The sequence below is a fragment of the Cupriavidus sp. 05L310 genome (genome assembly GCF_056398185.1).
On the sequence record NZ_JBFTOX010000043.1, the window covers coordinates 56821 to 82002 of the forward strand.

The window sequence follows — 25182 nt, forward strand, 5'->3', positions numbered from 1 at the left end:
GCTTTTGACTTTAAGCCTTTGACCTTGCCAGTCAGGCAGTCAGTTGCAGAAGATGTCAGTGATGCCCCAAGCCAACAAAAAACAAACGCAAGCACCAAAACGCCCCAAAGCAAATTCATCCAAACGCAATTCAACGGAGGAGACCCACCGTGCAACCCTGGACCCAGATCTACACACCGCTAGGCAGCCTATGGCTGTCCGCGCTAGCAGCCGCGCTACCCATCCTCTTCTTCTTCCTCGCCCTTGCGGTGCTCCGCATGAAGGGCCACGTGGCGGCAGCCATCACGCTACTGCTCGCGCTAGGCGTGGCGATCTTCGCCTACGGCATGCCCGTGCCGCAAGCGCTGGCCGCCGCGGGCTTCGGCTTTGCCTACGGCCTGTGGCCAATCGCGTGGATCATCGTGACCGCGGTGTTCCTCTACAAGATCGTGGTAAAGACCGGGCAGTTCGACATCATCCGCGCATCCGTGCTGGCCATCACCGATGACCAGCGCCTGCAGATGCTGCTGATCGGCTTCGCCTTCGGCGCCTTCCTGGAAGGCGCCGCGGGATTCGGCGCGCCGGTGGCGATCACCGCGGCGCTGCTGGTGGGGCTGGGCTTCAACCCGCTCTACGCGGCGGGCCTGTGCCTGATCGCCAATACGGCCCCGGTGGCCTTCGGCGCCATGGGCATTCCCATCATCGTGGCGGGCCAGGTGACCGGCATCGACGCCATGCACATCGGCGCGATGGCGGGCCGGCAATTGCCGCTGCTGTCGCTGGCGGTGCCGTTCTGGCTGGTATTCATCATGGACGGCAAGCGCGGCGTGAAAGAGACGTGGCCGGCAGCGCTGGTGACCGGCGCCAGCTTTTCGGTGACGCAGTATTTCACATCGAACCACATCGGGCCCGAGTTGCCGGACATCACCTCGGCGCTGGTAAGCCTGGTGTCGCTGACGCTGTTCCTGAAGGTGTGGCAACCGAAGCGCGCAAGCCAGCGTGCCGGCGGCGTGGTGGCGACCGGCAGCGGCGGTGCCGCCGCGCTGGCGCGCATGGGCAGCGGGCTCGCCGCTGGCGCCGGTGCCGTCGGCAACGGCGCGGGCGATAATCGCCGCGCCTCGCCCTATACCGTGGCGCAGACCGTGCGCGCCTGGGCGCCGTTCGGCATCCTCACCGCCATCGTTACCGTGTGGAGCCTGCAACCGTTCAAGGCGCTGTTCGCCGGCAACGGCGCGCTGGCCGGATGGGTGCTGAAGTTCCATGTGCCGGCGCTGGACCAGCTGGTGATCAAGGCCGCGCCGATCGTGGCGCAGCCCAAGGCCTACGAGGCAGTGCTCAAGCTGGACCTGGTATCGGCGGTGGGCACTGCCATCCTGCTGACCGCGCTGATCTCCGCCGTGCTGCTGCGCATGAAGCCGCGCGATGCGCTGGCCACCTTCGGCGAGACGCTGGCGGAACTGCGCCGCCCGATCCTGTCGATCGGGCTGGTGCTGGCGTTTGCGTTCGTCGCGAACTACTCGGGCATGTCGTCGACGCTGGCGTTGCTGCTGGCCGGCACCGGCGCGGCCTTTCCGTTCTTCTCGCCCTTCCTGGGCTGGCTGGGCGTGTTCCTGACCGGTTCGGATACGTCGTCCAATGCGCTGTTCTGCTCGCTGCAGAGCACCACCGCGCACCAGATCGGCGTGTCCGACACGCTGCTGGTGGCGGCCAACACCACCGGCGGCGTGACCGGCAAGATGATCTCGCCGCAATCGATCGCGGTGGCTTGCGCGGCGACCGGGCTGGTGGGCAAGGAATCGGAGTTGTTCCGCTTCACCGTGAAGCACAGCCTGCTGTTCGCGGTGATCGTGGGCATCATCACCGTGCTGCAGGCTTACGTGTTCACGGGCATGGTGCCGCACTGAGCGGGCACCGGCGCCTGCCGCGTGCAATGCGCGGCGGGCGCGGCGACGTTACTCGCTATCGTTGGCGGCGTCGCGCGGCAGGAACTGATCGCCCTCGGCCAGCGGCGCGTAGCGGTAGGTGGCCGGCGTGCGGCTCAGCTTGATGGGCGCGCCCAGTCCCTTGTAGCCATCCGCCATCTCCACCACCATCTCGCGGTGAACGGTGTGCGGATGCTGCAAGGCGTCGGCCACCGACAGCACCGGCGCGCACGGCACGCCGGCAGCCACCAGCGTATCGGCCAGCACCTTCCCATCCAGCTTGCCCATGCGGGCTTCCAGCTCCACCTTCAGCAAGGCACGGTTGACCGAACGCGCGCCCGCCGTGGCGTAGCGTTCGTCGTCGGCCAGCGCGGCCAGGTCCAGGTACTCGCACAGGATGCGGAACTGCCGGTCGTTGCCGACCGCGAGGAAGATCGGATCGGTGGCGGTGGCGACGGTGTCGTAGGGATAGATATTCGGGTGTGCGTTCCCGGTGCGGGTGGGCTCCTTGCCGTTCATGAACCAGTTCGCGGCATGCGGGTGCAGCAGCGACAGTCCCGAGTCGTACAGCGCCGCCTCGACGAACTGGCCGCGTCCGCTGCGCTCGCGCTCCTGCAGCGCCAGCAGCACGCCCAGCGCGGCATTCAGCCCGGTCACCATATCCACCACCGGCAAACCCACGCGCAGCGGATCGCCGCCGGCTTCGCCGTTGATGCTCATGATGCCAGCCATGGCCTGGATCGCCGCGTCGTAGCCGGGCAAGCCGCCCAGCGGGCCATCGGCGCCAAAGCCCGAGACCCGGCAGTGCACCAGGCGCGGGAAGCGCGCCGACAGCGCGTCAAAGCCCAGGCCCCACTTTTCCAGCGTGCCGGTCTTGAAGTTCTCGACCAGCACGTCGGCATCCGCCAGCAAGGCGAGCAGCACTTCGCGGTCTGCATCGGCGGTGAGGTCCAGGCGCATCACGCGCTTGTTGCGATTGAGCCCGAAGTAGTACGAGGCCACGCCATCCTTGAACGGAGGCCCCCAGGTGCGCGTGTCGTCGCCCTGGGGCGGTTCGATCTTGAGCACGTCGGCACCATGGTCGCCGAGGATCTGGCCGCAGAACGGGCCACCCAGGATGCGGGAGAGATCGACCACGCGGATGCCGGCGAGGGCGCCGGGGGATGCAGGGAGTTTGCTCATGAGATGGGTTTCCGTAGCTGCGGTGGTTGGCGGCGGTTGGCGGTGGTTGACGGTTGACGATTGGCGTTTGCTGCTCAGGCAGCCGCGGGGGCGCGCTCGAGCAGCTTGAAGGTGCCGGTGGCCAGCGCCAGCAACTCGCCCTGCTCGTCGCGGATCTCGCCGCGCGCGAAGCACAGGGAGCGGCCACGCCGCTCGCACCAGGCGGTGGCGGTCAGCTCGCCGCGTCCGGGCGCCGTGAAATGCACCGACAGGTCGATCGTCGCCACGCCATAGCGCCGGGGATCGTGGCCGCGCGCGACGCAGGCCAGCGTGCAGTCGAGCAGGGTGGCCAGCGCGCCGCCATGCACGTCGCCGCGGCTGTTGGTGTGGTCCGGGTGATAGGGCATGCGCACGCGCGCTTCTTTGGCGTCGATGTGCACGCCGGTCAGCCCGAAGACGCGGGCCATCGGCATCGGCAGGGCGAACAGCAGGCCAGGCGCCTCACCGGCGAATTCGTTGACGGGCGTGGGCTTGGATAAATCGGTCATATAAGGCAGGGTCGGTTGGGGGCGGTCAGGAAACGCGGGAACGAGGGACGGTCATGAAGTCCGGAGCGGGCACCGCTGCTTTGTTGTGCCCACGAACAGGCTTCATGCCATGAGGTGCGCAGAAACGCACGCTCGTTCGCAAACAACGATACTACAGCCGAACCGGCCATCGTTCATAGCCTTGCCTGGCCAGCGTCACCGCCGGGGCGGCGGCGCGGCCGCCCCGGCGCCGTTTGCTCAGTCCAGCTGCGCGCCCGATTTCTGCACCACGCCGCGCCATTTGGTCACCTCCGCCTTGACGAAGCTGCCGAGCTGCTCCGGCGTCGTCGACGGCGCGAGTTCCAGACCCTGCGCGAGCAAGGTCTTGCGTACTTCGGGCTGTTGCAGCGCTTCGGCAAAGGCACGATTGAGCCGGGTGATGACCGCCGGCGGCGTGCCGGCCGGCGCGACCACGCCGAAGAATACCGAGACGTCGAAGCCGGGCACGCCCTGCTCGGCCACGGTGGGCACATCGGGCAGCGCTTGCGAACGGCCCTTGGTGGTCACGCCCAGCACGCGCACCTTGCCGCTCTTGATAAAGGGCAGCGCGGTGAGCACATCGGTGAACGCCATGCTGACCTGCCCGCCAAGCAGGTCGTTGAGCGCGGGACCGGTGCCCTTGTAGGGGATATGGCGGAAGTCGGTGCCGGCCATGTTGTTGAACAGCACGCCTGCGAGATGCGAGGACGCGCCGTTGCCGGAGGAGGCATAGGTGAGATTGCCGGAATGCGCCTTGCCGTACGCGATCAGTTCGCTCACGTTCTTGGCGGGCACGGATGGGTTGACCACCAGCACGTTAGGCAACTGCCCGATCTGGATCACCGGCGCAAAGCTCTTTACCGGGTCGTAGTTGATCTTGCGGTACAGGCTGACATTGATCGCCAGCGGGGCCGAGGTACCGAACATCAGCGTGTAGCCATCCGGCTCGGCACGCGCCACCGCTTCGGCGCCGATATTGCCGCCGGCACCGGCGCGGTTTTCCACCACCACGGTCTGGCCGAGGCTGCCCTTGAGCGCGGACGCCAAGGTGCGCGCCATCACGTCGGTGGGGCCGCCGGGCGGGTAGGTCACGATCATCATGATCGGCTTGGACGGGAATTCCTTCTGCGCCTGCGCGGGGGCCACGCCTACGCAGAGGGTGCAGGCGGCGACGGCCGCGATGCGTTGCCAGAGGGTCATGCTTGTCTCCTGGTTTAGGTCTTCTTCCGCCGGGCAGCCGATGCTGCGGCGGCGTGCGCGGCGCCGGTGGGCGCCGCGGGGGCTTGTCGGTTTACGGTTTTGCGGTACTGCGTCAGAAGAGGTTGACTTGGTCCACCTCGCCGGTAGCGCTCACGGCGCCGTCGTCGGGCGGCGCGACGGTGTCGGCCAGCCAGTAGGGTTCGGCCTCGCCGGCCAGAGGATCCTGGGGCAGCACGCGATGGAGCAGCACCAGCTGGGCCAGGCGCATGCGCCGTACCGAGCCGATGCGGCCGGCTTCCCAGGCCATGGCGACCGCGCTGGTCACGTGGTACAGCGCCGAGGCGGCCTGGCGGGCCAGCACATCGCCATCGGCGCCGGCTTCGGCTGCGCGGTCGGCCAGCGTGCTGGCACGAGCGACGGCCCTGGTGAACGCAGCGCGCGCCGTGGAATGCATCGGCGTGGCTTGCAGCAGGCCTGCCAGGTGGGCTTCGAGCACCGGCAACGCGCCTTCGCGGCGGATCGCGCGCAGCACATCCAGGGCGACGATATTGCTGGTGCCTTCCCAGATCGAACCAAGATGCGCGTCGCGCACCAGGCGCGGATCGCTCCATTCCTCGATATAGCCGCAGCCGCCGCGCATTTCCATGGCGTCGCCGGTGACCTTGCGCGCATCGCGGCAGGCGCGGAACTTGATCAGCGGCGTCAGCACGCGCATCAGCGGATAAGCATCGGCCTCGCCGGCATCGGCGCGGCGCAGTGCCTCGGCGGTCTGGAACACCATGGTGCGGGCCTGCTCGGTGGGCAGCACGAGCTTGAGCAGCTGGCGGCGCATCAGCGGCATGTCCAGCAGGCGCTTGCCGAAGGCGCGGCGCTCGCGCGCGATGAACTGGCCCTCGGACAGGGCGCGGCGCATCAGCCCGGCCGCGCGCACGCCGTTGGACAGGCGCGAGTTGTTGATCATGTCGGCCATCTGCACGAAGCCCCGGCCCAGTTCGCCCACCAGGTAGGCATGGGCGCCTTCGAGGCGGATCTCGCCGCTGGCCATGGAGCGCGTGCCGAGCTTGTCCTTCAGGCGGATGATGCGATAGTGATTGGCGCTGCCGTCGGCCAGTGTGCGCGGCAGCAGGAACAGCGACACGCCCTTGATGCCGGGAGCGGCCTCGCCGTTCTCGTCTTCGACGCGGGCCAGCACCATCGCCAGCGCGGCGTCCGGGTTGGAGCAGAACCACTTGTCGCCCGACAGGCGCCAGCCGCCTTCGGCCTGCGCGTCGCGGGCGGCGCGCGTGGTGGTCGCGGCCACGTCGGATCCGGCGCCCTGCTCGGTCATGAACATGGCGCCCTGGTACAGGTCCTCGAAGACCTGGGTAGTGAGATTGGGCAGGAAGCGCTCGACCACCGCCGGATCGCCGAACTTGCGCAGCGTGCGGGTGAGCGAATCGGTCATCGACAGCGGGCAGCACAGGCCGAACTCGGCCTGCACGAACAGGTAGGTCAGCGCATACTTGGCCGCGGCGGGCATCGGCTTGTCCCAGCCGAGCACGCCGCCGCGGTGCGATGCCGCCGCCAGGCCGAACTCGGAGAACGCTACCTTCTCAAGCTCCACGTAAGCGGGATGCTTGTCGATGCGTTGCGCATCGATGCCGGTGCGGGTCCGGTGCGACAAGGTGGGCTTGTTCTGGTCGGCGATATGCGCGAGTTCGTCCAGCACGCCGCCGGCCAGCGCGCCCATGCGATCGAGGTGGGGCAGCAGGTGGGCGAACAGGTCCGCCGGGAGATACAGCGGCAACAGCGCGCGAAGATCTGGATCGCTGGCAAACAGGTTGACGCCCTGCTGGTCCGGCACCGGATGGGCTGGCGTGGCCGTGGCGGCGGGTGCGGTGGTGGCGGAAGTGGCAGTTTGGCGCGCTGCGCTGGTCTGCATGAGGTGTCTCCTGAGTTTGCCGGCGCGTGACGCCGGGTCCAAAGCCAGACCGGCCCCTGGGCGGACGCTCCAGGCTGCTGGCGGGCGGTTCTTGCGCGGTGTGGTGGTTTTGCTGTCTCTTGCTGTTAGTTTTGTGCTTTTACCGGCCGTTTTTAGCGGGCAGGGCATCTGCGTGGCCCCTGGACCGTGGCATCGCGCGCGGGGCGGCGGACGGATGCTCTGTCTGCATTATTCAAAGCCCGGCGATTCGTGTCTAATTCTAAAATTGGCTTGATCCATATAATTTCTGTATCGCTATGGAATTCCGTCACCTGCGCTACTTCCTTGTGCTCGCCGAGGAGCTGCATTTCGGCCGTGCCGCTCGCCGGCTGTCGATCTCCCAGCCGCCGTTGTCGCTCAATATCCAGCAGTTGGAAGCTTCGGTGGGCGCCCGCCTGTTCGAGCGCGACAGCCGCGGCGTGCGCCTGACCGCCGCCGGCCGGGCCTTCCGGGAATCGGCCAGCGCGCTGCTTGCGCAGGCCGAGGAAGCCCGCCTGCTGGCGCGCGAGATCGAGGCCGGCGCGGTGGGACGGCTGCGCATCGGCTTCGTTGGCTCAATGTTGTACCGCGGCCTGCCCCAGCGCCTGCGTGCGTTCCAGGCCAGCTACCCCGGCATCCAGGTGGCGCTGACCGAACTCAACTCGCAGGAGCAGATCGACGCGCTGCTGCACGATGCGCTGGACGCCGGCTTCATCCATACCAACCGCGTCCCGGACGAGCTCGCCACCTCGCTAGTGCACAGCGAGCCGTTCCTGTGCTGCGTGCCCGACGACCATCCGCTGGCCAACCAAGCCTCCGTAGCGCTTGGCGAGTTGCGTGGCGAGCCTTTCGTACTGTTCTCGCGCAAGGCTTCGCCCGACTATTACAACCGGATCTTCGAGATGTGCGCGGCGCAGGGCTTTTATCCGCAGATCCGGCATGAGGTGCGGCACTGGCTGTCGGTGGTGTCGCTGGTGTCGCAAGGCACCGGGGTTGCCGTGGTGCCGGCGGCATTGCAGCACTCGGCGATGGCGGGGGCGGTGTTCCTGCCGCTGGCGCAGGCGACAGTGCCGTCGGAGGTGTATTGCGTGTGGAAGGCCGGGCCGGATGATCCGGCGAGGGACCGGTTCCTGGAAATGGTGAGGGAATGAGGCAGGAGGACAGCGCGGCAGTTCACGCAGGGTGCTTTCGGGTTTGAGTGGGCATCGCAGCGCCCCTATGGCGAAAGCCCCGGCACAAGAAGAAAATGCCACCTGCTTTACCGGCAGGTGGCACGTCAAATACGCGTGGAACGGGGTGTTCAGCGTGCAAACAGCTTACCCCCTGGCCATGCCCCCACCAATAACGCAATTGCGTTATTCGCCCCCCTCCCGAAGCAGGGGACTGCAGCAGGGGAAAAGCGCCGGCAGCCCGGGCATCCCCGGCTGCCGCCGGCCTCAGAACCCTTCGACCGCGACGCTCGCATGCCCGACATTGGGCGCCGCCGCGAAGTATTCGCCAACCAGCTTGCGCCACTCGGTGAAATCCTCGGATTCGCGGAAATCGACCATATGGTTCTCGACCGTCTCCCACTTCACTTCGAGGGTGTAGTGCAAGGGATTCTCGATCGACCTGAGCAGGCGCATGGCGTGACAGCCGCGGGCGCGCTTGAAGAGCGGCGCCGCCTTCGCCACACCCGCCTCGAACGCCGATTCAGAACCCGGCTTGATCTGGAACTGCGCTATTTCGAAAATCATGTCTTGTGCTCCCTGTTAGCGTGGCTTGGCCGCCCTGGGCCAGCGCCGGGTGTGTGCCGACTCGCATTCTATGACAGGGGGCAACATCCCGTCGCGCAACGCCGTCCGTCCCCCGGCAATGTCCGCTTCCACAACCGCAAATGCCCGTTACCAGCGGAAGATTTGCGGCAGCAACATGGCAACGGCCCGAAAGCCGAACACAGGCATGCAAATCGGCTACAATAGGAACGATTTTCATTTACCAACCCTGGTGTGAGTTTGCCGACCGCGTGCCGTGCCTCGCGCCAACGGACTGGAAGCCACATGCGGTTGTCTGACCTTGCGCGGCGCACCGCCGCTGTCATCGTGTCTGTCGATGACAACTCTCCTAACGATCCGGTAGCTCGCCGCCTGCGCGAACTCGGCTTTGTGCCGGGCGAAGCTGTACAGGTCATTGCACTGGGACCGTTCGGCATGGATCCCCTTGTCGCCCAGGTTGGCTTTACCCGGTTTGCATTGCGCCGCGCCGAAGCGGCCCGCATTACCGTGGAAGCGGTCAGCGCTTCCGTCTCCAGCATCACGCCGGCAGCGCAGCCCGACGCGCCCGCCGTCAAACGCTCCGCTGCCTGACCGGGCACCTGCCAAGAATATGTCTGTCGCCTCCCCGACTTCCGCTTCCCAGCGTCCCGCTTTGCGCGTTGCGCTGGTGGGCAATCCCAACTGCGGCAAGACCGCCCTGTTCAATCGCCTGACCGGCAGCCGCCAGAAGGTGGCCAACTATGCGGGCGTCACCGTCGAGCGCAAGGAAGGCCATTTCGTTTCGCCGGCCGGGCGCCAGGTGCGGGTGCTCGACCTGCCGGGCGCATACAGCCTGCACGCGGCCAGCCTGGACGAAGCCATCACGCGCGATATCTGCCTGGGGCAGCGCCCGGGCGAGCCGCGCCCCGACCTGCTGGTGTCGGTGGTGGATGCCACCAACCTGCGCCTGCACCTGCGCTTCGTGCTGGAACTGCGCCGCCTCGGCCTGCCAATGGTGCTGGTGCTCAATATGAGCGACGCCGCGGCCAAGCGCGGCATCCACATCGATCGCGACAAGCTGTCCGCCGCGCTCGGCGTGCCGGTGGTGGCGACGGTGGCCGTCAGGCGCGATGGCGCCGCCAACCTGCTGGCCGCCCTCGACGCCGCCCTGCCCGCGGCGCCGCAGGCAGCAGCCGAAAGCGCTTCCGACCTGGACGTCCACCAGGAGGTCAAGCGCCTGCTGGATGCGTCCGTCACGATGCCGGCGCGCACCGCCGCCATGGACGACCGGCTCGACCGCATCCTGCTGCATCCGGTGTTCGGGCTGCTGATCCTGGCCGTGCTGCTGTTCCTGATGTTCCAGGCGGTGTTCTCATGGGCCACGCCGCTGATGGACGGCCTCGAGGGCGGCGTGCACTGGTTCGGCGAGATCGTCGGCAGCCACCTGCCAGAAGGCATGCTGCGCAGCCTGCTGGTGGATGGCCTGATTGCCGGCCTGGGCGCCGTCATCGTGTTCCTGCCGCAGATCCTGATCCTGTTCCTCTTTATCCTGACGCTGGAAGAATCCGGCTACCTGCCGCGCGCAGCCTTCCTGCTCGACCGGCTGATGATGGGCGCGGGCTTGTCCGGCCGTTCCTTTATCCCGCTGCTGTCGAGCTTTGCCTGCGCGATTCCCGGCATCATGGCCACGCGCACCATCCAGGACCCGCGCGACCGCCTCGCGACCATCCTGGTGGCGCCGCTGATGACCTGCTCCGCGCGCCTGCCCGTATACGCGCTGCTGATAGGCGCCTTCATCCCGGCGCGCACGGTGATGGGGCTGTTCAACCTGCAGGGACTGGTGCTGTTTGCGCTCTATGTGGCGGGCATCGTGAGCGCGCTGGTGGTGGCCTATGTGCTGAAGTATTTCCGCCGCGACCGCACCGACCACCCGCTGCTGATGGAGCTGCCCTCGTACCGCATCCCCAATGCGCGCGACGTGGCGATCGGCCTGTGGGAGCGTGCCCGTATCTTCCTGTCCCGCGTGGGCAAGGTGATCCTGACGCTGACGGTGCTGCTGTGGTTCCTGGCCACCTTCCCGTCGCCGCCGGACGGCGCCACCGCCCCGGCCATCGACTACAGCTTCGCCGGCATGATCGGCCGCGGGCTGGAGCATGTCTTCGCGCCGGTGGGCTTCAACTGGCAGATCTGCATTGCGCTGGTACCCGGCCTGGCCGCGCGCGAAGTCGCCGTGGGCGCGCTGGCCACCGTCTATGCCCTGTCGGGCAGCGAGGACGCCATGGCCAGCCAGCTGGCGCCGATGATCGCCGCGCAATGGTCGCTCGCCACCGCGCTGTCGCTGCTGGCGTGGTTCGTGTTCGCGCCGCAGTGCATCTCCACGCTGGCGGTGATCCGGCGCGAGACCGGCTCCTGGAAGGTAATGGCGGCCTCGACCGCCTACCTGGCGGGGCTGGGCTACGTGGCAGCCTTTGCCACATACCGCATCGCCCTGATGTTCAGCTAACCAGCAGCACCCAGTCATGAACCTCTACCACGCCGCCGAAACCCTGCTCGTACCGTTGATCGTGCTGGTCTGCGCGCTCTCCGTGCTGGCGCGCTACGCGCCGCGCACGCGCGAGCGGGTCAAGGCGTGGCTGGCGGCGAGCCTGGGCGGCAGCGCCGCCAACGGCTGGCGCCAGCGCGCCGTGGCATGGCTGGCACCGCAGGCCGCGGCCGGCTGCGCCAGCGGCTGCGACAGCGGCGGGTGCAATACCTGCGACTCCAGCACGGCGCAGGGCGAGCATCCGGCGCCCGGCAAACAGGCCGGCGAGCAGGTCATCCGTTTCGCGGCCAAGCGCTGAAATACCCTCAAGACCCATCGCGAACCCTCTTGCCGGTCCACGCAGAAACGGGTACGCCCTGGGTTCGCCGGGGCTGAATCCCGGCTTTTCCCGCCTCCTTTCCCCCTCCCCCTGCGCCGTCTTTCTCTACCCGCCAGGAAGCCTGGGCCAGGCAGTCTCCACGATGTTGCGCCAAGGTCCAGGCTCTCATGCACGAGCAGTTGCCGGATTCCCACCGCGTTACGGTATTTTCCCGAATGCCAGGCCAACCTCTGCTTGCTTGTGCAGTGCGCCGGCAATGACAACGACGCCCGGCAGATAAGCATGCCGGGCGCCGCGTCAAAGCCGAGAAGGCGTACAGGAAGACCTGGCCCTCGTATCAGATCACCGTTCCCGGAATCGTGATCGAGATCGGCTGCAACTCGGGGCCTGCCGTGCAGGTTGCCGTCACGGAGAAGTCGCCAAGCGCCAGGGGCGTCACTACGATCTGCGCGGCATCGACGCCAGGCCCGAACGTCACGTTTGCGCTGCTGGTCCAGCTCCAGCCGGTGCAGTTGAGGGACGGGCTTGCCGCACCGAAGAACATCAGCTTGGCGCTGACTGGAATGGGCACCGGCAGCGACAGCAGCAGCTTCAGGGGCTGCGGCCCGCTATACACCAGCGCCCATTTCGGCTGCTCCGTCACCGTCAGGCTGGCCTTGGGCGTACTGGATATCTTGGAACTTGCAGCCGTCACCAGCAACTGGCTCTGCACGGTGGGCTTGCCAATCACGATATTGCTGCTCACCACGGCTTGCCGCGTGGCCGGAGTCGCGGAGACGGACAGTGTCGGGGAAGCGATCGCATAGCTCCAGGTGCCGTCGAAGTCCGCGGTGGAATCATGTGAGTCGCTGCGGATCACGCGGGCGCCAAAGGTCTGCGGATAGCCATTGAGCACGGTCAGCGTACTGATCGGCGTCCCCCCCTGCGACAGTTCGAGCTGGTACGTGTAGCTGGTGTTCTTCTGCACCGTCACCAGCATTTGCCCGCTGACAGGACTGCCGTTGGGCGCGGTGACCGACACGGTGACCGTGCCGACCGCTTCGGTCGTATCAGAGCTGTTGACCCCCTTGAGCGAAGCCGAGTTCTGCGTGGCACTGACTTGCACGTTGGAAATCGAACTGGCCCAGGCCCAGTCATGCACGGCCGCGCTGACGTCGTTGCCGTTGCCATCGACCAGCTTCGCCGTGACTGGCTGCACCTGGCCGTCGACCAGCGACAGGACCGGATTCGACAACGCCAGGTTGTAGCTGACGGTGCCCGGCTCCACGGTCACCGTCGCGGTCTGTGCGGGCAACTGCGTGGTGGTGTTGTCGGCCGCCTTGACGCTGGCGACCACCTGGATGGTGGCCGTACCCACCGCCACGCCCGTCACGGTGGCGCTGCCGCTTGCAGCGGCGGCAGGGACCACGGTGGCCACTGTATCGACTGACGAAGTCCAGGCAAAGGCGGTGGACGAGGTCACGTCCGTGCCCTTGCTGTCCACCACCGAGGCTGACATCGAAATGCTGCGTCCCACGCCCACCTGTCCCGAGGTCATCGTGAGCGTTACCGAGTATTTCAGCGGTGTCGTATCGGCCGCGGTGCTCGCCGTGCTGGGCGCGGCTGAATTTCCGCCGCCGCCCCCGCCACCGCAACCCGCCACCAGCAATGCCATGGCGCCACAGGCCAGCCATGCTGGCCACCGCTTGGTGTTTGTCATGATGTCTCCCCCGTATGGCGTCCTGTCCGCGGGCCATGCCGAACAAGGCAAAGGCGCAGGTGCCGAATCTCGTTTTCCGGACGCGCCAGCTGGGAAAATGGCGGAATCTCTGGTCACGTCGCTTACCAGACTAGTCAGGATGCGCGGACTGCTGTACCAGCCATACGGTTGAGGGTTCGAGGCTTATGTGCGGCAGCGCTCATCCCCGCGCCGCCATCCGTCAGGGTGAAATGCGAAACGCGCACCTTTGCGGCTCAGGCCCGAAGACGACGCGGCGGCGCCCTTGACGCCCGCGCGTCAACTCGACTACTCTTGCCAGATGCTTGCCGCTTCGCTGGCGACAGGCATGCAACGCAAGTGATCAGCGCAACCACGGAAGCCGCGCCATCCGGACCGCTTCCCGCACCGCACGCAATGCACCAAGCCACCTGCTCCCACCGCCAGGCCGCCGATGCTTCCAGCATCGCCGCAGCCGTGCGCGTGCCGGCAGCAGGCCGTGTGCCGGGCACCGCTCCGGCGCTATCGGCGCCGCATCTCTCCTCCTCGCTACTGCTAGACCTACCGATCGGTTGCCGGGCCTAGTGCCTCGTGGCAGTTCGGCAGCCTCGCGCCACCCTTTTTCCGCCATTGCGCTTTAGCGCTCTGGCCTATTGTGTCTTGCATCTTCCCGCGAGGAAGGAGAACCGTCATGATGTTGTGCAACCCCGCCGCCAAGTACCGCCCCGCCATCGCCGTCGAAATCGCCGACCGCACCTGGCCCGACCAGCGCATCACGCGCGCGCCGATCTGGATGAGCACCGATCTGCGCGATGGCAACCAGGCCCTGATCGAGCCGATGAACCCGCAGCGCAAGCTCCGTTTCTTCGAGCAACTGGTGAAGATCGGCCTGAAGCAGATCGAGGTGGCGTTCCCCTCGGCATCGCAGACCGATTTCGATTTCGTGCGAATGCTGATCGAGGAAGACCGCATTCCGGGTGACGTGACCATCGTGGTGCTGACGCAGGCGCGCGAGGACCTGATCCGCCGTACCATCGATTCCGTGCGCGGCGCGGCTCGCGCCGTGGTGCATCTCTACAATCCCATCGCTCCCGCGTTTCGCCGCATCGTGTTCGGTGCCAGCCGCGAGGAGGTCAAGGAGATCGCCCTGGAGGGCACGCGGCTGATCAAGGCGTTGACCGATGCCATGCCCGAGACGGCATGGAGCTACGAATACTCGCCGGAAACCTTCAGCATGACCGAACTGGATTTCTCGCTCGAGGTCTGCGATGCGGTGTCCGCGATCTGGCAACCGAGCGCTGCGCGCCCCCTGATCCTGAACCTGCCGACCACGGTGGAATGCAGCACGCCCAATATCTTCGCCGACCAGGTCGAATGGATGCACCGCCATCTCGCAAGGCGCGCTGACATCGTGCTGTCGGTCCATCCGCACAATGACCGCGGTACCGCCGTGGCTGCCGCCGAGCTGGCCGTGATGGCCGGCGCGGATCGCGTGGAAGGTTGCCTGTTTGGCAACGGCGAGCGTACCGGCAATGTGGACCTGGTCACGCTGGCGCTGAATCTCTACACGCAGGGCGTGGACCCTGCGCTCGATTTTTCCGATATCGACGAAGTGCGCCACTGCGTGGAGCATTGCAACCAGCTCCCGGTGCATCCGCGGCACCCCTATGTGGGCGACCTCGTCTTCACCGCGTTCTCGGGCTCGCACCAGGACGCGATCCGCAAAGGCTTCGCCCAGCAAAAGCCTGACGAGATCTGGGAAGTGCCCTACCTGCCGATCGACCCGGCCGACCTTGGCCGCAGCTACGACGCGGTGATCCGCGTCAACAGCCAGTCCGGCAAGGGCGGCATGGCCTACCTGCTGGAACAGGTGCATGGCATCTATATGCCGCGGCGCCTGCAGATCGAGTTCAGCCGCGCGGTGCAGGCAATGACCGACGAAAGCGGGCTCGAAGCCAGCGCCGACGACCTCTACGGCTTGTTCCAGCGCGAGTATCTCGAACACGCCGCGCCGTTGCGCTATGTGGGCCACCAGATGGTGTCCGATAGCGAAGGCCAGGTGGAGATCGAAGTGGCATTGCTGCGCGACGGCGAGTCCGTCAGCGTGCGCGGCCGGGGTAACGGCCCGATCGATGCGTTCGTCGGCGCCTTCGCCGGCGCGCTCGATGCGCCGGTACGTGTGATGGATTACCACGAGCACGCGCTGTCGTCCGGCGCCAATGCCGCCGCGGCTTGCTATGTGGAAGTGCGTGTTGGCGATTCCGCCACCGGCTTCGGCGCCGGCATCGATGCCAATATTGTCACGGCGTCGCTCAAGGCTGTGGTGTCCGGCGTGAACCGCCACCTGCGCGCCACCAGCCAGTCGCAACGCGAGGAAGCCCTGGCCGGCTGAGGTCCACCGAGGAAAAACCGGTGTGCCCCGCCCCCACGGGGCACACCCGGAAAGACGCCCTTGGCGGGACGCCCACGACATGCTCGTTGCTTGACTGTGTGCACAGCGTAAGGGGCGCCGGTGCCGGTTGCCACGAATATTTGCGCATGTCCTTAGAACCCCGGAGCGCGATTGGAAATGCGAAAGTCCGGCGGCTTGCCCACGATCCCGCCTGACAACCAGACAGCGGCTGTGGCGACGCTGCGACGCACATGCACACGCGCGCCGCCGATGCAGTGCTTCTTGCTTTCGGTCAAGGCTTGGCTGGGAACCCTACGCCACACTGAGCGTGAAGTTTCCCTACTACACGAGCCAACCATCATGAAGAAGCGTCTGTCCACCCGCCTTTCCACAACCGTTGTTGCTGCCATCGCCCTGCTCGGCAGCGTTGCCGCGGCGCCCGCCATGGCAGCGTCCGACGAAACCCAGGGCAACTGGATGGTGCGCCTGCGCGCCACCTATCTGGACATGGCCGACAAGTCGGACCCGATCGGCGGCGTTGGCGCATCGGACCGCATCACCGTCAACAACAAGTGGATCCCGGAACTCGACGTCACCTACTTCTTCACACCACACATCGCCGCGGAACTGGTGCTGACCGTGCCGCAGAAGCAGAACGTCTACCTCGATGGCAACAAGATCGGTTCCTTCACCCACCTGCCGCCGACGCTGCTGGTGCAATATCACTTCATCCCCAACGGTACCTTCCGCCCCTATGTGGGCGCGGGCCTGAACTTCACGCGGATCTGGGGCGCCGACATTGCCAACAACTCGCTATCGCTCGACAGCTGGAGCGTGGCGCCTGCCTTGCAGATCGGCATGGACTACAAGCTCACCAAGAACTGGTTCCTCAATGCCGACATCAAGAAGGTGTGGCTGTCGAGCGACGTCAAGGCGGCCGGCGTCAAGGTCTCGAACGTGAGCCTGGATCCGTGGCTGTTCAGCATGGGTGTGGGCTACCGCTTCTAAACACCTCGAACACATCGAACACATCGAGCCCTTCGAACGCCTCGGACGCCTCGGACGCCTCGGACGCTTTAACCGGGCTTCCAGGCGCGCGCGGCAGATCCCCCGTCAGGCCCTCGCCTGACGGGGGATCTGCCGCAATGCATCGCGATTCAAGCCGTAGAAGCGCGCGACCACGGCCATCTCGGAGCCGGCGCTGAGCAGCGCTTGCGCCGACCGCCGGCGGTGCAAGACCTGCGGGATGTTGGCGAGGAAGACGCTCGTCACCTCCGGGTCGAATTGCGTGCCTGACCCAGCCGAGACGATGGATAGCGCATCGTCGTCCGTCATGCAGGGGCGATAGCAACGCGCCTCGGTCATCGCGTCAAAGGCATCGGCAACCGCCACGATGCGAGCTGCCAGCGGGATCTCCTGGCCGGCCAGCCCACACGGATAGCCCGTGCCGTCAAAGCGCTCATGGTGGTGATGCGCGACCTGCGATGCGAGCCGCATCAGGGCATTCGAACTACCCGCAAGTAGGTTCGCGCCGATCTCGGCGTGGCGCTCGATCACCTGTCTCTCTTCGGGAAGCAACTTGCCGGGCTTGAGCAGCACGGCGTCCGGGATGGCGAGCTTGCCGACGTCGTGCGCCGGCGTGGCGAGCCGAATGCGCTCGCACTCCTCGGCACGCAGTCCGACCATTTCCGCAAGGCCGGCCGCAATCGTCGCGGTGCGAACCAGATGGCCAGAGGCATGCGGATAACGCAAGCAGCCTGCCAGCGTCAGGCTGGCCAGCGTGACGACCGCATGGTGGTTCGTAGTCATAGTTCTGAAGTGGTGCAGATCGCAACGGCACCGGCATGGCCAGGTGGATGCCATGCCGGGCAATCGCGGCATTCGCCGCATGACGGCGAATGGCATCTGGCAAAGCGCGAGATTCTATGCCTGGACTGGCATATCGCCAATAGGCAATAGCCGGTTATCGCCAGGGATCCGGTGAAACACGCGTGGCGGGCCAACGGCGCGGTGAGCGGGAACAGGGAATGCGATGGACCGCCAGTGCGAACGTACGCCAGCTCGCACGTCGATGAGAGCGCGGCACAAGAAGAAAGGCCCCGCATCACGGGGCCCCCTTGCATTGCAGCTTTCCCGAAGAAGCCCGCCTAGCGGAACGCCGGTTCGTCGAAGCTACGCAGCTTGCGCGAGTGCAATTGTTCGGCACCACCTTCGCGCAGGATACGAATCGCTTCCAGCCCGATCGACATATGCTGGCTCACCCGCTGCCGGTAGAACGCATTCGCCATGCCCCGCAGCTTGAGCTCACCGTGCAGCGGCTTGTCGGACACGCACAGCAGCGTGCCGTATGGCACCCGCAGGCGGAAGCCGTTGGCCGCGACCGTAGCGCTCTCCATGTCGATGGCGATGGCACGTGACTGGTTGAAGCGGGCGTACAGCGCCTTGGACTTCAGCTCCCAGTTGCGGTCGTCGGTGGAAACCACCGTGCCGGTGCGCATGCGGGTTTTCATTTCATTGCCGGACAAGCCCGTCACTCGCACCACGGCCTCCTGCAGCGCGACCTGGATTTCGGCGATGGGAGGCACCGGTACCCACGGCGGCAGGTCATGATCGAGCACGTGATCGTCGCGCACATAGGCGTGCGCCAGCACGTAGTCGCCCAGTTGCTGCGAGCGGCGCAGGCCGCCGCAGTGGCCGACCATCAGCCAGCAGTGCGGACGCAGCACGGCAAGGTGGTCGGTCATGGTCTTGGCGTTGGACGGGCCCACGCCGATATTGACCAGCGTGACACCGAGCTTGTCCTCGCGCACCAGGTGATAGGCGGGCATCTGCGGCAGCGCGCGCGGACGCTGGGCGTCGTCGGGCTCGGCCGCGCCGCGCTCCTGGATCACGTCGCCGGGTTCGACGAAGCGCACGTAGCCATCGGCGCCCTGCGCATCTTCGGCCCCCATCAGCGAGCGGCCGAGCGCGATGAATTCATCGACGTAGCGCTGGTAGTTGGTGAACAGCACGAAGCGCTGGAAGTGCTGTGGCGCGGTGCCGGTGTAGTGGTAGAGACGCTGCAGCGCCAGGTCCACGCGCTCGCCGGGGAACATCGAGAGCGGCCAGGCCTCGCCCGCCACCGGCTCATAGGTACCGTTGGCGATGGCATCGTCGATGCGGCTCAGCTCGGGCAGCACGAAGGAGGCTTCCAGCTCGCGCGCCTGGGTGTAGCTGATGTCCGTGGTGGAGGCTTCGATGACGAAGGGCAGCGGGATCGGGCGCCGGCTCACGCCGACCACCACGGGCACGCGGTGGTAGCGTATCAGGCGCTCGATCTGGTCCCGGTAGTAGTCCGCCAGCAGTTCGGGCCGGGTGACCGTGGTGCCGTACACGCCGGGGTAGGCGACCGTGCCCCAGGATGGGCGGCTGTCGGTGACCATGGTTTCGAGATTGACCGAGATGCCGAGGTAGGGGTAACAGGCATGTGCCGCTGACGGCAGTGGCTGTCCCTTGGCAAAGGCATCGAAGCGCGCGCGGATGGCGCCGACCGAGGCATCGTAGATTTCACGGATGCGGGCCAGCGCGGCATCGGCATCGCTGAACTCGGCCAGCTGATCGGCCGGATGGGCGGAAGAGAAGATCGAGGCATTCATGGTGTCCATGATACCCCGCCACAGCATGGTAGCAACATGGCCTGTCGCAAATTGACGGGCCTGCGCGCGCTCGCTACACTGCCAGCAGTCTTTCGCGGCCTCGGGCCGCACTCGCCTCGAGACGCCCCCCCACAAGAAGGGCAGCGCCGAGTTGCAGTATGTGCTTGCATGGGGAGCCCTGATGGAAATCCGCAATCTGCTGCCAGAAGAAACCGAGGCAGCCAGACAACTCCTTGCGGCCAACGGGTGGGCACACCGGGTCGCCAATACGGAACGCTTCGCCCGCCTGATCGCCAACTCGCAACGGGTGGTGGTGGCGGTGGATAACGGTGAAGTCGTAGGTTTCGCGCGTGCCTTGTGCGACGACATCTCCAACGGCTATCTGTCGATGGTCGCGGTGGCACCGAGCCATCGCCGGCGCGGCATCGGGCGCGCCCTGGTGCGCCAGATCGTCGGCAACGATCCCGACATCACCTGGGTGCTACGCGCCGGACGCTCGTCCGAGGCGGCCTTCTTCGGCCAGCTAGGCTTCGTGCCTTCGCTGGTGGCCATGGAGCGCCGGCGCACCTGAGTGGCGCAAGGCGGCCGCCAAACACCTCACACGCAACGCCATGGCTTCTTCCACCGGTTGGTTTCATTGGGCATTGCTGTCGGCTGTTTTCGCCGCGCTGACGGCGATCTTTGCCAAGATCGGGCTGGAGGGCATTAATTCCGACCTCGCCACCCTGGTGCGCACCGCGGTGATCATCGTGGTGCTGAGCATCTTCGTGGTGCTGACGGGCAAGTGGAGCAACCCGCTCGCGCTGCCGCCCCGGACCTGGATCTTCCTGGTCCTGTCGGGACTGGCCACCGGCGCCTCCTGGGTGTGCTACTTCCGGGCACTGAAGATCGGCGATGCCTCGAAGGTGGCGCCGGTGGACAAGCTCAGCCTGCTGCTGGTGGCGGTGTTCGCCGTGATCTTCCTCGGCGAACGCCCCAGCCTGCGCGAGTGGGCCGGCATCGCTCTGGTGGGCGCCGGCGTGCTGGTGCTCGGGTTCAAGCGCTGAGCGGCGCCCGCGCCGCCCGGATTCCTCACCGGTCCGCGGCGCCGGCACGAAGATACGACAGCACCGGTGCCAGTTGCGGCAGCGCCGGCGCCTGCTGACAGGCGAGTGCACCAGCACACCACGGATAGGGCAGCCGCGCCAGCCAGCCGTCGAGCACCGGTTGCGCGGTGTCGGAGGGCAATACTTCCATGGCCTCGATCACGATGGCGAGGGCTTGCACGCGCGGCTTGCCCGGCCCGGAGAATTCCCATGCGTAGCTGCCGCAGCCCACACGTACGCCGCCGGTGGCCTTGTCGGTCATGCCGACCAGCCAGTCGCAGGCATAGCGCTGCGCATCCGCTGCGGGCTGGGCTTCGGCCAGGCAAAACGTGTAGACATTGTCGTAGCTCTGGCCAAAGCGCCGCACCAGCACATCGCTGATGGCGGCCAGGCCTTCGCTGCGCGCGGGGAAGGCGATGGCCGCGGACTTGACCGTCATCTCCAGCGTGGCATCGGCGGCGAAGGCCTGCGCCATCAGGTGGGGACGGTTTTCGTCCTTGGCGCGGATATAGGTGCGGATCAGCGCCTGGGGGTCGAGGGAGCCGGGAAGTCCCGAAGCGGCGGTTGCGTTCATGCTGTGCCTTGCGTACGTCCGCGCATGGCCGTGGGCCGGGGCGTGGCGAAAGTTGAGTGGGTGCCGGCATGGTAGCCCGTCTGTGGCGCCCGGGGCGCTGCAGCCCTGCCGCCAGCAAGGTTGACCGAGGGCGCGCCCCGCCCCATCCAACACATCCGATGCGCAGCGCCTAGCCCGGCAAGCTGCCGTATGCGGTTGGCTGCCAGGCCATGCCGTGCAGGTGGATCGCACGGCAAGGCGGCACGCATGGCTTACTCGGGCTGGATGTTCGCGGCCTTGATGATGCGGCCCCACTTGGCCGATTCCTGCGTCTGGAACCTCGCCAGTTCCGCCGGCGTGCTGGTGAACACTTCAGTACCGGTGGACTGGTAGAAATTGGCCGCGGTGTCACTCCTGGCGGCCTTTACCATCAGCGCGTTGAGCTTGTCCACCACCGGCTGCGGCGTTTTGGCCGGCGCGTAGGCGGCGAACCAGTAGCTCATCTCATAACCCTTGACGCCCGCCTCGTCGATGGTCGGCACATTGGGCGCAAGCGGCGAGCGGGTCTTGCCCGACACGCCCAGCGCCTTGAGCTTGCCGCTCTTGACCTGGGGTAGTCCGGTGGCGGTATCGGTGATCATCATCTGGATCTGGTTGCCCAGCAGATCCGTGACCGCGAGCGGATTGCTCTTGTAGGGCACGTGCAGCAATTGCACATGCGCCATCTGCTGGAACAGCTCGCCCGCGATACGCGAGGACGAGCTGCCGCTGCCGAAACTGAGCTTGCCCGGCTCCTTCCTGGCCAGCGCGATGAAGTCTCCCACGCTATTGACCGGCAACTGCGGGTTGACCACCATGATCTGGCCGCCACGGCCCAGTGCTGTCACCGGAACGTAGTCCTTGACCGGATCGTAAGGCAGCTTCTTGAACAGGTGCTCGTTGGCCGCATGCGTAGTGTTGCTGGTGATCAGCACGGTATAGCCGTCGGGGCTGGCCTTGGCCACGTCGCTGGCGGCGATAAAGCCGTTGGCGCCGGGCTTGTTGTCGACCACCACCGTTACCTTGGCATCCAGCGTGATGGCCTGGCCGATCGCGCGGGCTAGCTGGTCCGTCGCGCTGCCGGCGGCGAAAGGCACCACGAAGCGGATCGGCTTGTCCGGGAACTCCGCGTGCGCCGGGCCGGCCAGCAGCACGAGCGCGGCGGCGGCGATGCCGGTGACCGCCTTCAGGACGGAAGCGGGCTTGGTGTATGCGGACATCTTGGGTCTCCTGTTCGAATCTCGAATCGTTTTGATTTGTGATACGTGGTTTGTGGTTTGTCGCTTGCGGTCTGGATCCGGCGTTTCAGCCGGCGCCGGCCAGGCGCGGGGGCAAGGGAATTTCCAGTTGCAGCAGCAGGAAGGACAGCGCCTTGCCGTGCGTGTCCAGGTTGAGTGCATCGTTGACGCCGCCGTCGAGCACGCCGTCGATGACGAAGTTCATCGCCTGCAGCGAGGGCACCAGGTAGCGTCTGACCGCAGACGGCCGCCGGTAGCTGAACAGTGCCGCCACGGCGTCTTCGGTGACATGGGCGGCGAGATGGTCGAAGTCGCGCGGGTCGTAGGCGATCACGCTGATATTGGAGCGATCGCCCTTGTCGCCCGTGCGTCCGTGCGCAAGCTGATAAAGCGCGATGGTGGCTGCAGCGGCAGCCGGCGTGGCGGTATTGGAGGTGGTGGCGTTCATGGCAGCAGAGTGTGGCTTGCGGTGACGGCGCTGCGCGGCACCAGGCAGGACATGGCATTCAGGCGCGCGCGCAGCGCGGTGCGCACGCCACCGCCGCCGGCGGGTCCGCAGGTATAGAGCGCATTGACCTCGCGCAGCAGCGTTTCCGCCACGGACTTGTCCTCATGCGCCAGCGCGGCGCGCAGACGCACGTCCCGCGCCTGCGCCTCGCCGGCTTGCGGCTGTTGCAGCAGGCGGCCGCCATCGTCGGCGAACACGCTCAGCACGCCGATCAGGTCGAAGCGGATCGGCGCCGCGTGGCCCAGCAGGTCCATGCGCTTGCGCACGATCTCCGCAGCCAGGCGCGCGCGCGCCGCGGCGTTGGGGCCGGCGTACGAAATCTCGCCTTCGGCGATCCAGCCGCCTTCGTAGAACAGGTTGGCCTTGAGTTGTCCGGGCCGCTCGCGGCCGCGCACATTGCGCACGGCCACGCGGTCGGGGCCGACCTGCTCGACCGTGGCCGCGCTGATATCGGCGATCACGTCGGGCGTGAGATAGGCGGCAGGGTCATGCACCTCGTACAGCAACTGTTCCTTGACCGTGCGCAGGTCCACGCAGCCGCCGGTATCCGCCGCCTTGCCCACCTCGATATTGCCGTCTTCATCCAGGCGCACGATGGGATAGCCGACGGCGTGCACATCCGGCACGTCCTTCATGCCGGGATCGGCGAAATAGCCGCCGGTGACTTGCGCCCCGCATTCGAGCAGGTGGCCTGCCATGGTGGCGCGCGCCAGGCGATCCCAGTCCTGCCATGACCAGCCGAAATGCGCCATGGCCGGGCCGACCGCCAGGGCGGGATCGGCCACGCGGCCGCACACCACCACCTGCGCGCCGGCGGCCAGCGCATCGGCAATGCCCTGCGCCCCGATGTAGGCGTTGGCGCAAACGAAGCGCGCCTCGGGAAAATCAGGGCCGACGATCTGGCGCAGGACGGCGCGGCCGGCCTCGTGCGAAAGATCGTCGCCCTCCACCACCGCCACCCGCGGCGGCGCCAGGCCAAGCTCCGCCGCCAGTGCGCCCACGCGCTGCGCGGCGGCATGCGGATTGGCCGCGCCGAAATTGCCGACGATGGGAATGCCATTGGCCAGGCACAGCCCCAGCACGGGCGCCAGCAGCGCGTCGAGCAGCGGTTCATAGCCATGGGCGGGGTTGCCGCGGCGCGCCAGCTGGGCCAGCGCCAGCGTGCGCTCGGCCAGCGTCTCGAACATCAGCACGGCCGGACCGCCCGCTGCGATCAGGGACCGCACCACGGGCAGGGCGGCGTCGGTGCGGTCGCCGGAGAAGCCGGCGCCTGAGCCAATCAGCAGAGGAGCGGTCATAGGATGGAAGCCCGTTGATGGCCTGAGAAAAGCTTGGGTGATGAAGAAGTACGAGCCCCGATGAGCACGTCCGATGAAGTCATTCTAGACGTGTCATCCTCACCCAAAAAACGGATAATTTGGATTAATCTATCGTTTTTTCAGCTGAATTGGGCGCCTGCCAATGAACCTCTCGGTCAAACACCTGCGCGCCTTCGTGGCCTTGGTCAAGCACCGCAACTTCACGCGCGCCGCGCAGGCCTGCCACCTGTCGCAATCGGCCTTCAGCGCACTTATCCAGACGCTGGAGGAACAGGCCGGTACGCGGCTGTTCGAGCGCACCACGCGGCATGTGGAACTGAGCGTGGAAGGCCGGCGCTTCGAGGAAGTGGCCACGCGCCTGCTGGCGGATTTCGAGACCGCCTTCGCGGAACTGCGCGACCACGCCGAACGCCGCAAGGGGCGGGTTTCGATTGCGGCGCTGCCCTCATTGGCCGCGGGCGACCTGCCGCCGATCCTCGCGGCCTTCCACCAGCGCTATCCCGGCATTGCCATCGAGCTGTTCGACCTGCTGGCGGACGGCTGCATCGACCTGGTACGGCGAGGCCGCGCGGACTTCGCGCTGGCGCCCGCCCCGGCGCAGGACGGCGACCTGCGCATCGAGCCCCTGGTGACGGACAGCTTCCACCTGGTTTGCCCGGCGGACCATCCGCTGGCGCGCCGCCGGCGGGTGGCCCCGCAAGCGCTTGCGGGCCTGCCCTTTATCCAGCTCTCGCGTACCAGCAGCGTGCGCCAGCACCTGGACGCCGCGCTCCATCCGCTCAAGCTTAACGGGGTGATGGAAGTAGAACACCTCGCCACCGTAGCCGCACTGGTAGCGGCGGGGCTCGGCGTGACGGTGGTGCCCGCGCTGGCGCTGTTCCAGTTCCAGCAAGAAAGCCTGGCGATCCGGCCCCTGCAATTACCCTCCCTGGTGCGCGAGATATGCCTGGTGCGGCTGAAAGAGAGAGGAGACTCGGTAGCGGCAGCGGCGATGATTGAAGCCTTGCAAGCGCATTTCAGGAAAGGCGGAAGCGGCTAGGCTGCAGCGACGATGCTCTAACGGCAACAGCCTGGCCAAGACCAAAGGCGAATGTGGAACTCGCGCCTGACAAGCAAAGCCTGACGGACCGAAGCAACGCAGAGAAAAGCGCCACCGCCAGATCAACGACCTGGTGTAGCCGTGTGGAGCGCCCCCAAGGGCGGGCCGCACCAACCCGCGATGCGAAGCGAGCCGTCAAGGTGTACCAGGCCGTATGGGGCGCCTCGTCGGCAGGCAAAAAGAGCGGAAAAGAGGGACCCATGTTTGAGTATCGCCTTAAGGCGATGCGAGTTTGGGTCCCGGCCGCTCTTTTTGTC

General features: G+C 66.6%; 22 protein-coding genes. 10 read left to right on the forward strand and 12 right to left on the reverse strand.

Translation table 11 applies throughout. The annotated features are described in order from the left end of the window. The first annotated feature begins 149 nt into the window (after window positions 1-149). Entirely contained in the window at window positions 150-1883 is a 1734-nt protein-coding gene (locus tag AC1DS6_RS28000; RefSeq protein ID WP_477103624.1) for a lactate permease LctP family transporter, read from the forward strand. A gap of 48 nt (window positions 1884-1931) precedes the next feature. Here the strand turns inward: AC1DS6_RS28000 and AC1DS6_RS28005 are convergent, their stop codons facing one another. From AC1DS6_RS28005 to AC1DS6_RS28020, 4 genes are all read right to left on the reverse strand, one after another. Beyond that, window positions 1932-3083 carry a CaiB/BaiF CoA transferase family protein gene (locus tag AC1DS6_RS28005; protein WP_477103625.1) on the reverse strand — a complete coding sequence of 384 codons (1152 nt, stop codon included), beginning with the start codon at window positions 3081-3083 and terminating at the stop codon, window positions 1932-1934. A 74-nt stretch (window positions 3084-3157) separates the two neighbouring features. Continuing rightward, window positions 3158-3610 carry a PaaI family thioesterase gene (locus tag AC1DS6_RS28010; protein ID WP_276287419.1) on the reverse strand — a complete coding sequence of 151 codons (453 nt, stop codon included), beginning with the start codon at window positions 3608-3610 and terminating at the stop codon, window positions 3158-3160. A gap of 237 nt (window positions 3611-3847) precedes the next feature. Beyond that, entirely contained in the window at window positions 3848-4828 is a 981-nt protein-coding gene (locus AC1DS6_RS28015; RefSeq protein WP_477103626.1) for a Bug family tripartite tricarboxylate transporter substrate binding protein, read from the reverse strand. 112 nt (window positions 4829-4940) lie between these two features. Continuing rightward, window positions 4941-6749, reverse strand: coding sequence for an acyl-CoA dehydrogenase family protein (locus AC1DS6_RS28020; protein ID WP_441637106.1), 1809 nt, complete (start codon window positions 6747-6749; stop codon window positions 4941-4943). Between the two features lie 296 nt (window positions 6750-7045). Here AC1DS6_RS28020 and AC1DS6_RS28025 point away from each other — a divergent pair, with 296 nt between their 5' ends. Beyond that, window positions 7046-7918 carry a LysR family transcriptional regulator gene (locus AC1DS6_RS28025; protein ID WP_477103627.1) on the forward strand — a complete coding sequence of 291 codons (873 nt, stop codon included), beginning with the start codon at window positions 7046-7048 and terminating at the stop codon, window positions 7916-7918. Between the two features lie 285 nt (window positions 7919-8203). On the opposite strand, the gene AC1DS6_RS28030 is transcribed toward AC1DS6_RS28025, so the two are convergent. Beyond that, window positions 8204-8503 carry an antibiotic biosynthesis monooxygenase family protein gene (locus AC1DS6_RS28030; protein ID WP_477103628.1) on the reverse strand — a complete coding sequence of 100 codons (300 nt, stop codon included), beginning with the start codon at window positions 8501-8503 and terminating at the stop codon, window positions 8204-8206. 303 nt (window positions 8504-8806) lie between these two features. Here AC1DS6_RS28030 and AC1DS6_RS28035 point away from each other — a divergent pair, with 303 nt between their 5' ends. From AC1DS6_RS28035 to AC1DS6_RS28045, 3 genes are read left to right on the forward strand one after another with little or no spacing between them, the layout of a single operon-like run. Continuing rightward, window positions 8807-9112, forward strand: coding sequence for a FeoA family protein (locus AC1DS6_RS28035; RefSeq protein ID WP_035862617.1), 306 nt, complete (start codon window positions 8807-8809; stop codon window positions 9110-9112). A 19-nt stretch (window positions 9113-9131) separates the two neighbouring features. Next, complete coding sequence (gene feoB / locus AC1DS6_RS28040) at window positions 9132-11003, forward strand: ferrous iron transport protein B (protein ID WP_441637102.1); 1872 nt, start codon at window positions 9132-9134, stop codon at window positions 11001-11003. A gap of 16 nt (window positions 11004-11019) precedes the next feature. Next, window positions 11020-11340, forward strand: a complete 321-nt coding sequence (locus AC1DS6_RS28045) for a DUF6587 family protein (protein WP_477103629.1) — start codon at window positions 11020-11022, stop codon at window positions 11338-11340. Window positions 11341-11698: 358 nt separating this feature from the next. Here AC1DS6_RS28045 and AC1DS6_RS28050 read toward each other — a convergent pair whose 3' ends face one another. Then, a complete protein-coding gene (locus AC1DS6_RS28050) occupies window positions 11699-13060 on the reverse strand; it encodes a hypothetical protein (RefSeq protein WP_441636554.1) in 1362 nt (453 codons plus the stop codon). Window positions 13061-13751: 691 nt separating this feature from the next. Here AC1DS6_RS28050 and leuA point away from each other — a divergent pair. Together leuA and AC1DS6_RS28060 are read left to right on the forward strand one after the other, a co-directional pair. After that, window positions 13752-15449, forward strand: coding sequence for a 2-isopropylmalate synthase (gene leuA / locus AC1DS6_RS28055; RefSeq protein WP_477103633.1), 1698 nt, complete (start codon window positions 13752-13754; stop codon window positions 15447-15449). A 360-nt stretch (window positions 15450-15809) separates the two neighbouring features. Further along, window positions 15810-16457 (forward strand): OmpW/AlkL family protein, encoded by a 648-nt coding sequence (locus AC1DS6_RS28060; protein ID WP_441636552.1) that lies wholly within the window; start codon window positions 15810-15812, stop codon window positions 16455-16457. Window positions 16458-16562: 105 nt separating this feature from the next. On the opposite strand, the gene AC1DS6_RS28065 is transcribed toward AC1DS6_RS28060, so the two are convergent. Then, window positions 16563-17312, reverse strand: coding sequence for an HD-GYP domain-containing protein (locus AC1DS6_RS28065; RefSeq protein WP_477103630.1), 750 nt, complete (start codon window positions 17310-17312; stop codon window positions 16563-16565). A gap of 284 nt (window positions 17313-17596) precedes the next feature. Next, window positions 17597-19093 (reverse strand): AMP nucleosidase, encoded by a 1497-nt coding sequence (locus AC1DS6_RS28070; RefSeq protein ID WP_152561723.1) that lies wholly within the window; start codon window positions 19091-19093, stop codon window positions 17597-17599. Between the two features lie 172 nt (window positions 19094-19265). On the opposite strand from AC1DS6_RS28070, the gene AC1DS6_RS28075 reads away from it, so the two are divergent. Both AC1DS6_RS28075 and AC1DS6_RS28080 read left to right on the forward strand, forming a co-directional pair. Next, window positions 19266-19655: a GNAT family N-acetyltransferase gene (locus AC1DS6_RS28075; protein WP_035862606.1), complete on the forward strand. Its 390-nt coding sequence runs from the start codon at window positions 19266-19268 to the stop codon at window positions 19653-19655. 40 nt (window positions 19656-19695) lie between these two features. Next, a complete protein-coding gene (locus AC1DS6_RS28080) occupies window positions 19696-20130 on the forward strand; it encodes an EamA family transporter (RefSeq protein WP_035862605.1) in 435 nt (144 codons plus the stop codon). A gap of 25 nt (window positions 20131-20155) precedes the next feature. Here AC1DS6_RS28080 and AC1DS6_RS28085 read toward each other — a convergent pair whose 3' ends face one another. The 4 genes from AC1DS6_RS28085 to AC1DS6_RS28100 form a co-directional block, all read right to left on the reverse strand. Further along, window positions 20156-20743, reverse strand: a complete 588-nt coding sequence (locus tag AC1DS6_RS28085; protein ID WP_441636547.1) for a hypothetical protein — start codon at window positions 20741-20743, stop codon at window positions 20156-20158. Between the two features lie 251 nt (window positions 20744-20994). Then, on the reverse strand, window positions 20995-21981 hold the full coding sequence (locus AC1DS6_RS28090; RefSeq protein ID WP_441636546.1) for a Bug family tripartite tricarboxylate transporter substrate binding protein: 987 nt from the start codon (window positions 21979-21981) through the stop codon (window positions 20995-20997). Window positions 21982-22066: 85 nt separating this feature from the next. Beyond that, window positions 22067-22447, reverse strand: coding sequence for an AtuA-related protein (locus tag AC1DS6_RS28095; protein ID WP_441636544.1), 381 nt, complete (start codon window positions 22445-22447; stop codon window positions 22067-22069). Beyond that, entirely contained in the window at window positions 22444-23805 is a 1362-nt protein-coding gene (locus AC1DS6_RS28100; protein WP_441636542.1) for an acyclic terpene utilization AtuA family protein, read from the reverse strand. The genes AC1DS6_RS28095 and AC1DS6_RS28100 overlap by 4 nt, the downstream gene beginning before the upstream one ends. A 163-nt stretch (window positions 23806-23968) precedes the next feature. Between AC1DS6_RS28100 and AC1DS6_RS28105 the strand changes: the two genes are divergently transcribed. After that, complete coding sequence (locus AC1DS6_RS28105) at window positions 23969-24865, forward strand: LysR family transcriptional regulator (protein WP_477103631.1); 897 nt, start codon at window positions 23969-23971, stop codon at window positions 24863-24865. Window positions 24866-25182: the final 317 nt, after the last annotated feature.

Coding starts and splice junctions, on each gene's coding strand:
- AC1DS6_RS28020 (WP_441637106.1), bottom strand. CDS start 6,749: ATGCAGACCAGCGCAGCGCGCCAAACTGCCACTTCCGCCACCACCGCA.
- AC1DS6_RS28005 (WP_477103625.1), bottom strand. CDS start 3,083: ATGAGCAAACTCCCTGCATCCCCCGGCGCCCTCGCCGGCATCCGCGTG.
- leuA (WP_477103633.1), top strand. CDS start 13,752: ATGTTGTGCAACCCCGCCGCCAAGTACCGCCCCGCCATCGCCGTCGAA.
- AC1DS6_RS28035 (WP_035862617.1), top strand. CDS start 8,807: ATGCGGTTGTCTGACCTTGCGCGGCGCACCGCCGCTGTCATCGTGTCT.
- AC1DS6_RS28025 (WP_477103627.1), top strand. CDS start 7,046: ATGGAATTCCGTCACCTGCGCTACTTCCTTGTGCTCGCCGAGGAGCTG.
- AC1DS6_RS28045 (WP_477103629.1), top strand. CDS start 11,020: ATGAACCTCTACCACGCCGCCGAAACCCTGCTCGTACCGTTGATCGTG.
- AC1DS6_RS28015 (WP_477103626.1), bottom strand. CDS start 4,828: ATGACCCTCTGGCAACGCATCGCGGCCGTCGCCGCCTGCACCCTCTGC.
- AC1DS6_RS28050 (WP_441636554.1), bottom strand. CDS start 13,060: ATGACAAACACCAAGCGGTGGCCAGCATGGCTGGCCTGTGGCGCCATG.
- AC1DS6_RS28080 (WP_035862605.1), top strand. CDS start 19,696: ATGGCTTCTTCCACCGGTTGGTTTCATTGGGCATTGCTGTCGGCTGTT.
- AC1DS6_RS28095 (WP_441636544.1), bottom strand. CDS start 22,447: ATGAACGCCACCACCTCCAATACCGCCACGCCGGCTGCCGCTGCAGCC.
- AC1DS6_RS28105 (WP_477103631.1), top strand. CDS start 23,969: ATGAACCTCTCGGTCAAACACCTGCGCGCCTTCGTGGCCTTGGTCAAG.
- AC1DS6_RS28010 (WP_276287419.1), bottom strand. CDS start 3,610: ATGACCGATTTATCCAAGCCCACGCCCGTCAACGAATTCGCCGGTGAG.
- AC1DS6_RS28090 (WP_441636546.1), bottom strand. CDS start 21,981: ATGTCCGCATACACCAAGCCCGCTTCCGTCCTGAAGGCGGTCACCGGC.
- AC1DS6_RS28085 (WP_441636547.1), bottom strand. CDS start 20,743: ATGAACGCAACCGCCGCTTCGGGACTTCCCGGCTCCCTCGACCCCCAG.
- AC1DS6_RS28030 (WP_477103628.1), bottom strand. CDS start 8,503: ATGATTTTCGAAATAGCGCAGTTCCAGATCAAGCCGGGTTCTGAATCG.
- AC1DS6_RS28065 (WP_477103630.1), bottom strand. CDS start 17,312: ATGGCATCCACCTGGCCATGCCGGTGCCGTTGCGATCTGCACCACTTC.
- AC1DS6_RS28060 (WP_441636552.1), top strand. CDS start 15,810: ATGAAGAAGCGTCTGTCCACCCGCCTTTCCACAACCGTTGTTGCTGCC.
- AC1DS6_RS28070 (WP_152561723.1), bottom strand. CDS start 19,093: ATGGACACCATGAATGCCTCGATCTTCTCTTCCGCCCATCCGGCCGAT.
- feoB (WP_441637102.1), top strand. CDS start 9,132: ATGTCTGTCGCCTCCCCGACTTCCGCTTCCCAGCGTCCCGCTTTGCGC.
- AC1DS6_RS28100 (WP_441636542.1), bottom strand. CDS start 23,805: ATGACCGCTCCTCTGCTGATTGGCTCAGGCGCCGGCTTCTCCGGCGAC.
- AC1DS6_RS28075 (WP_035862606.1), top strand. CDS start 19,266: ATGGAAATCCGCAATCTGCTGCCAGAAGAAACCGAGGCAGCCAGACAA.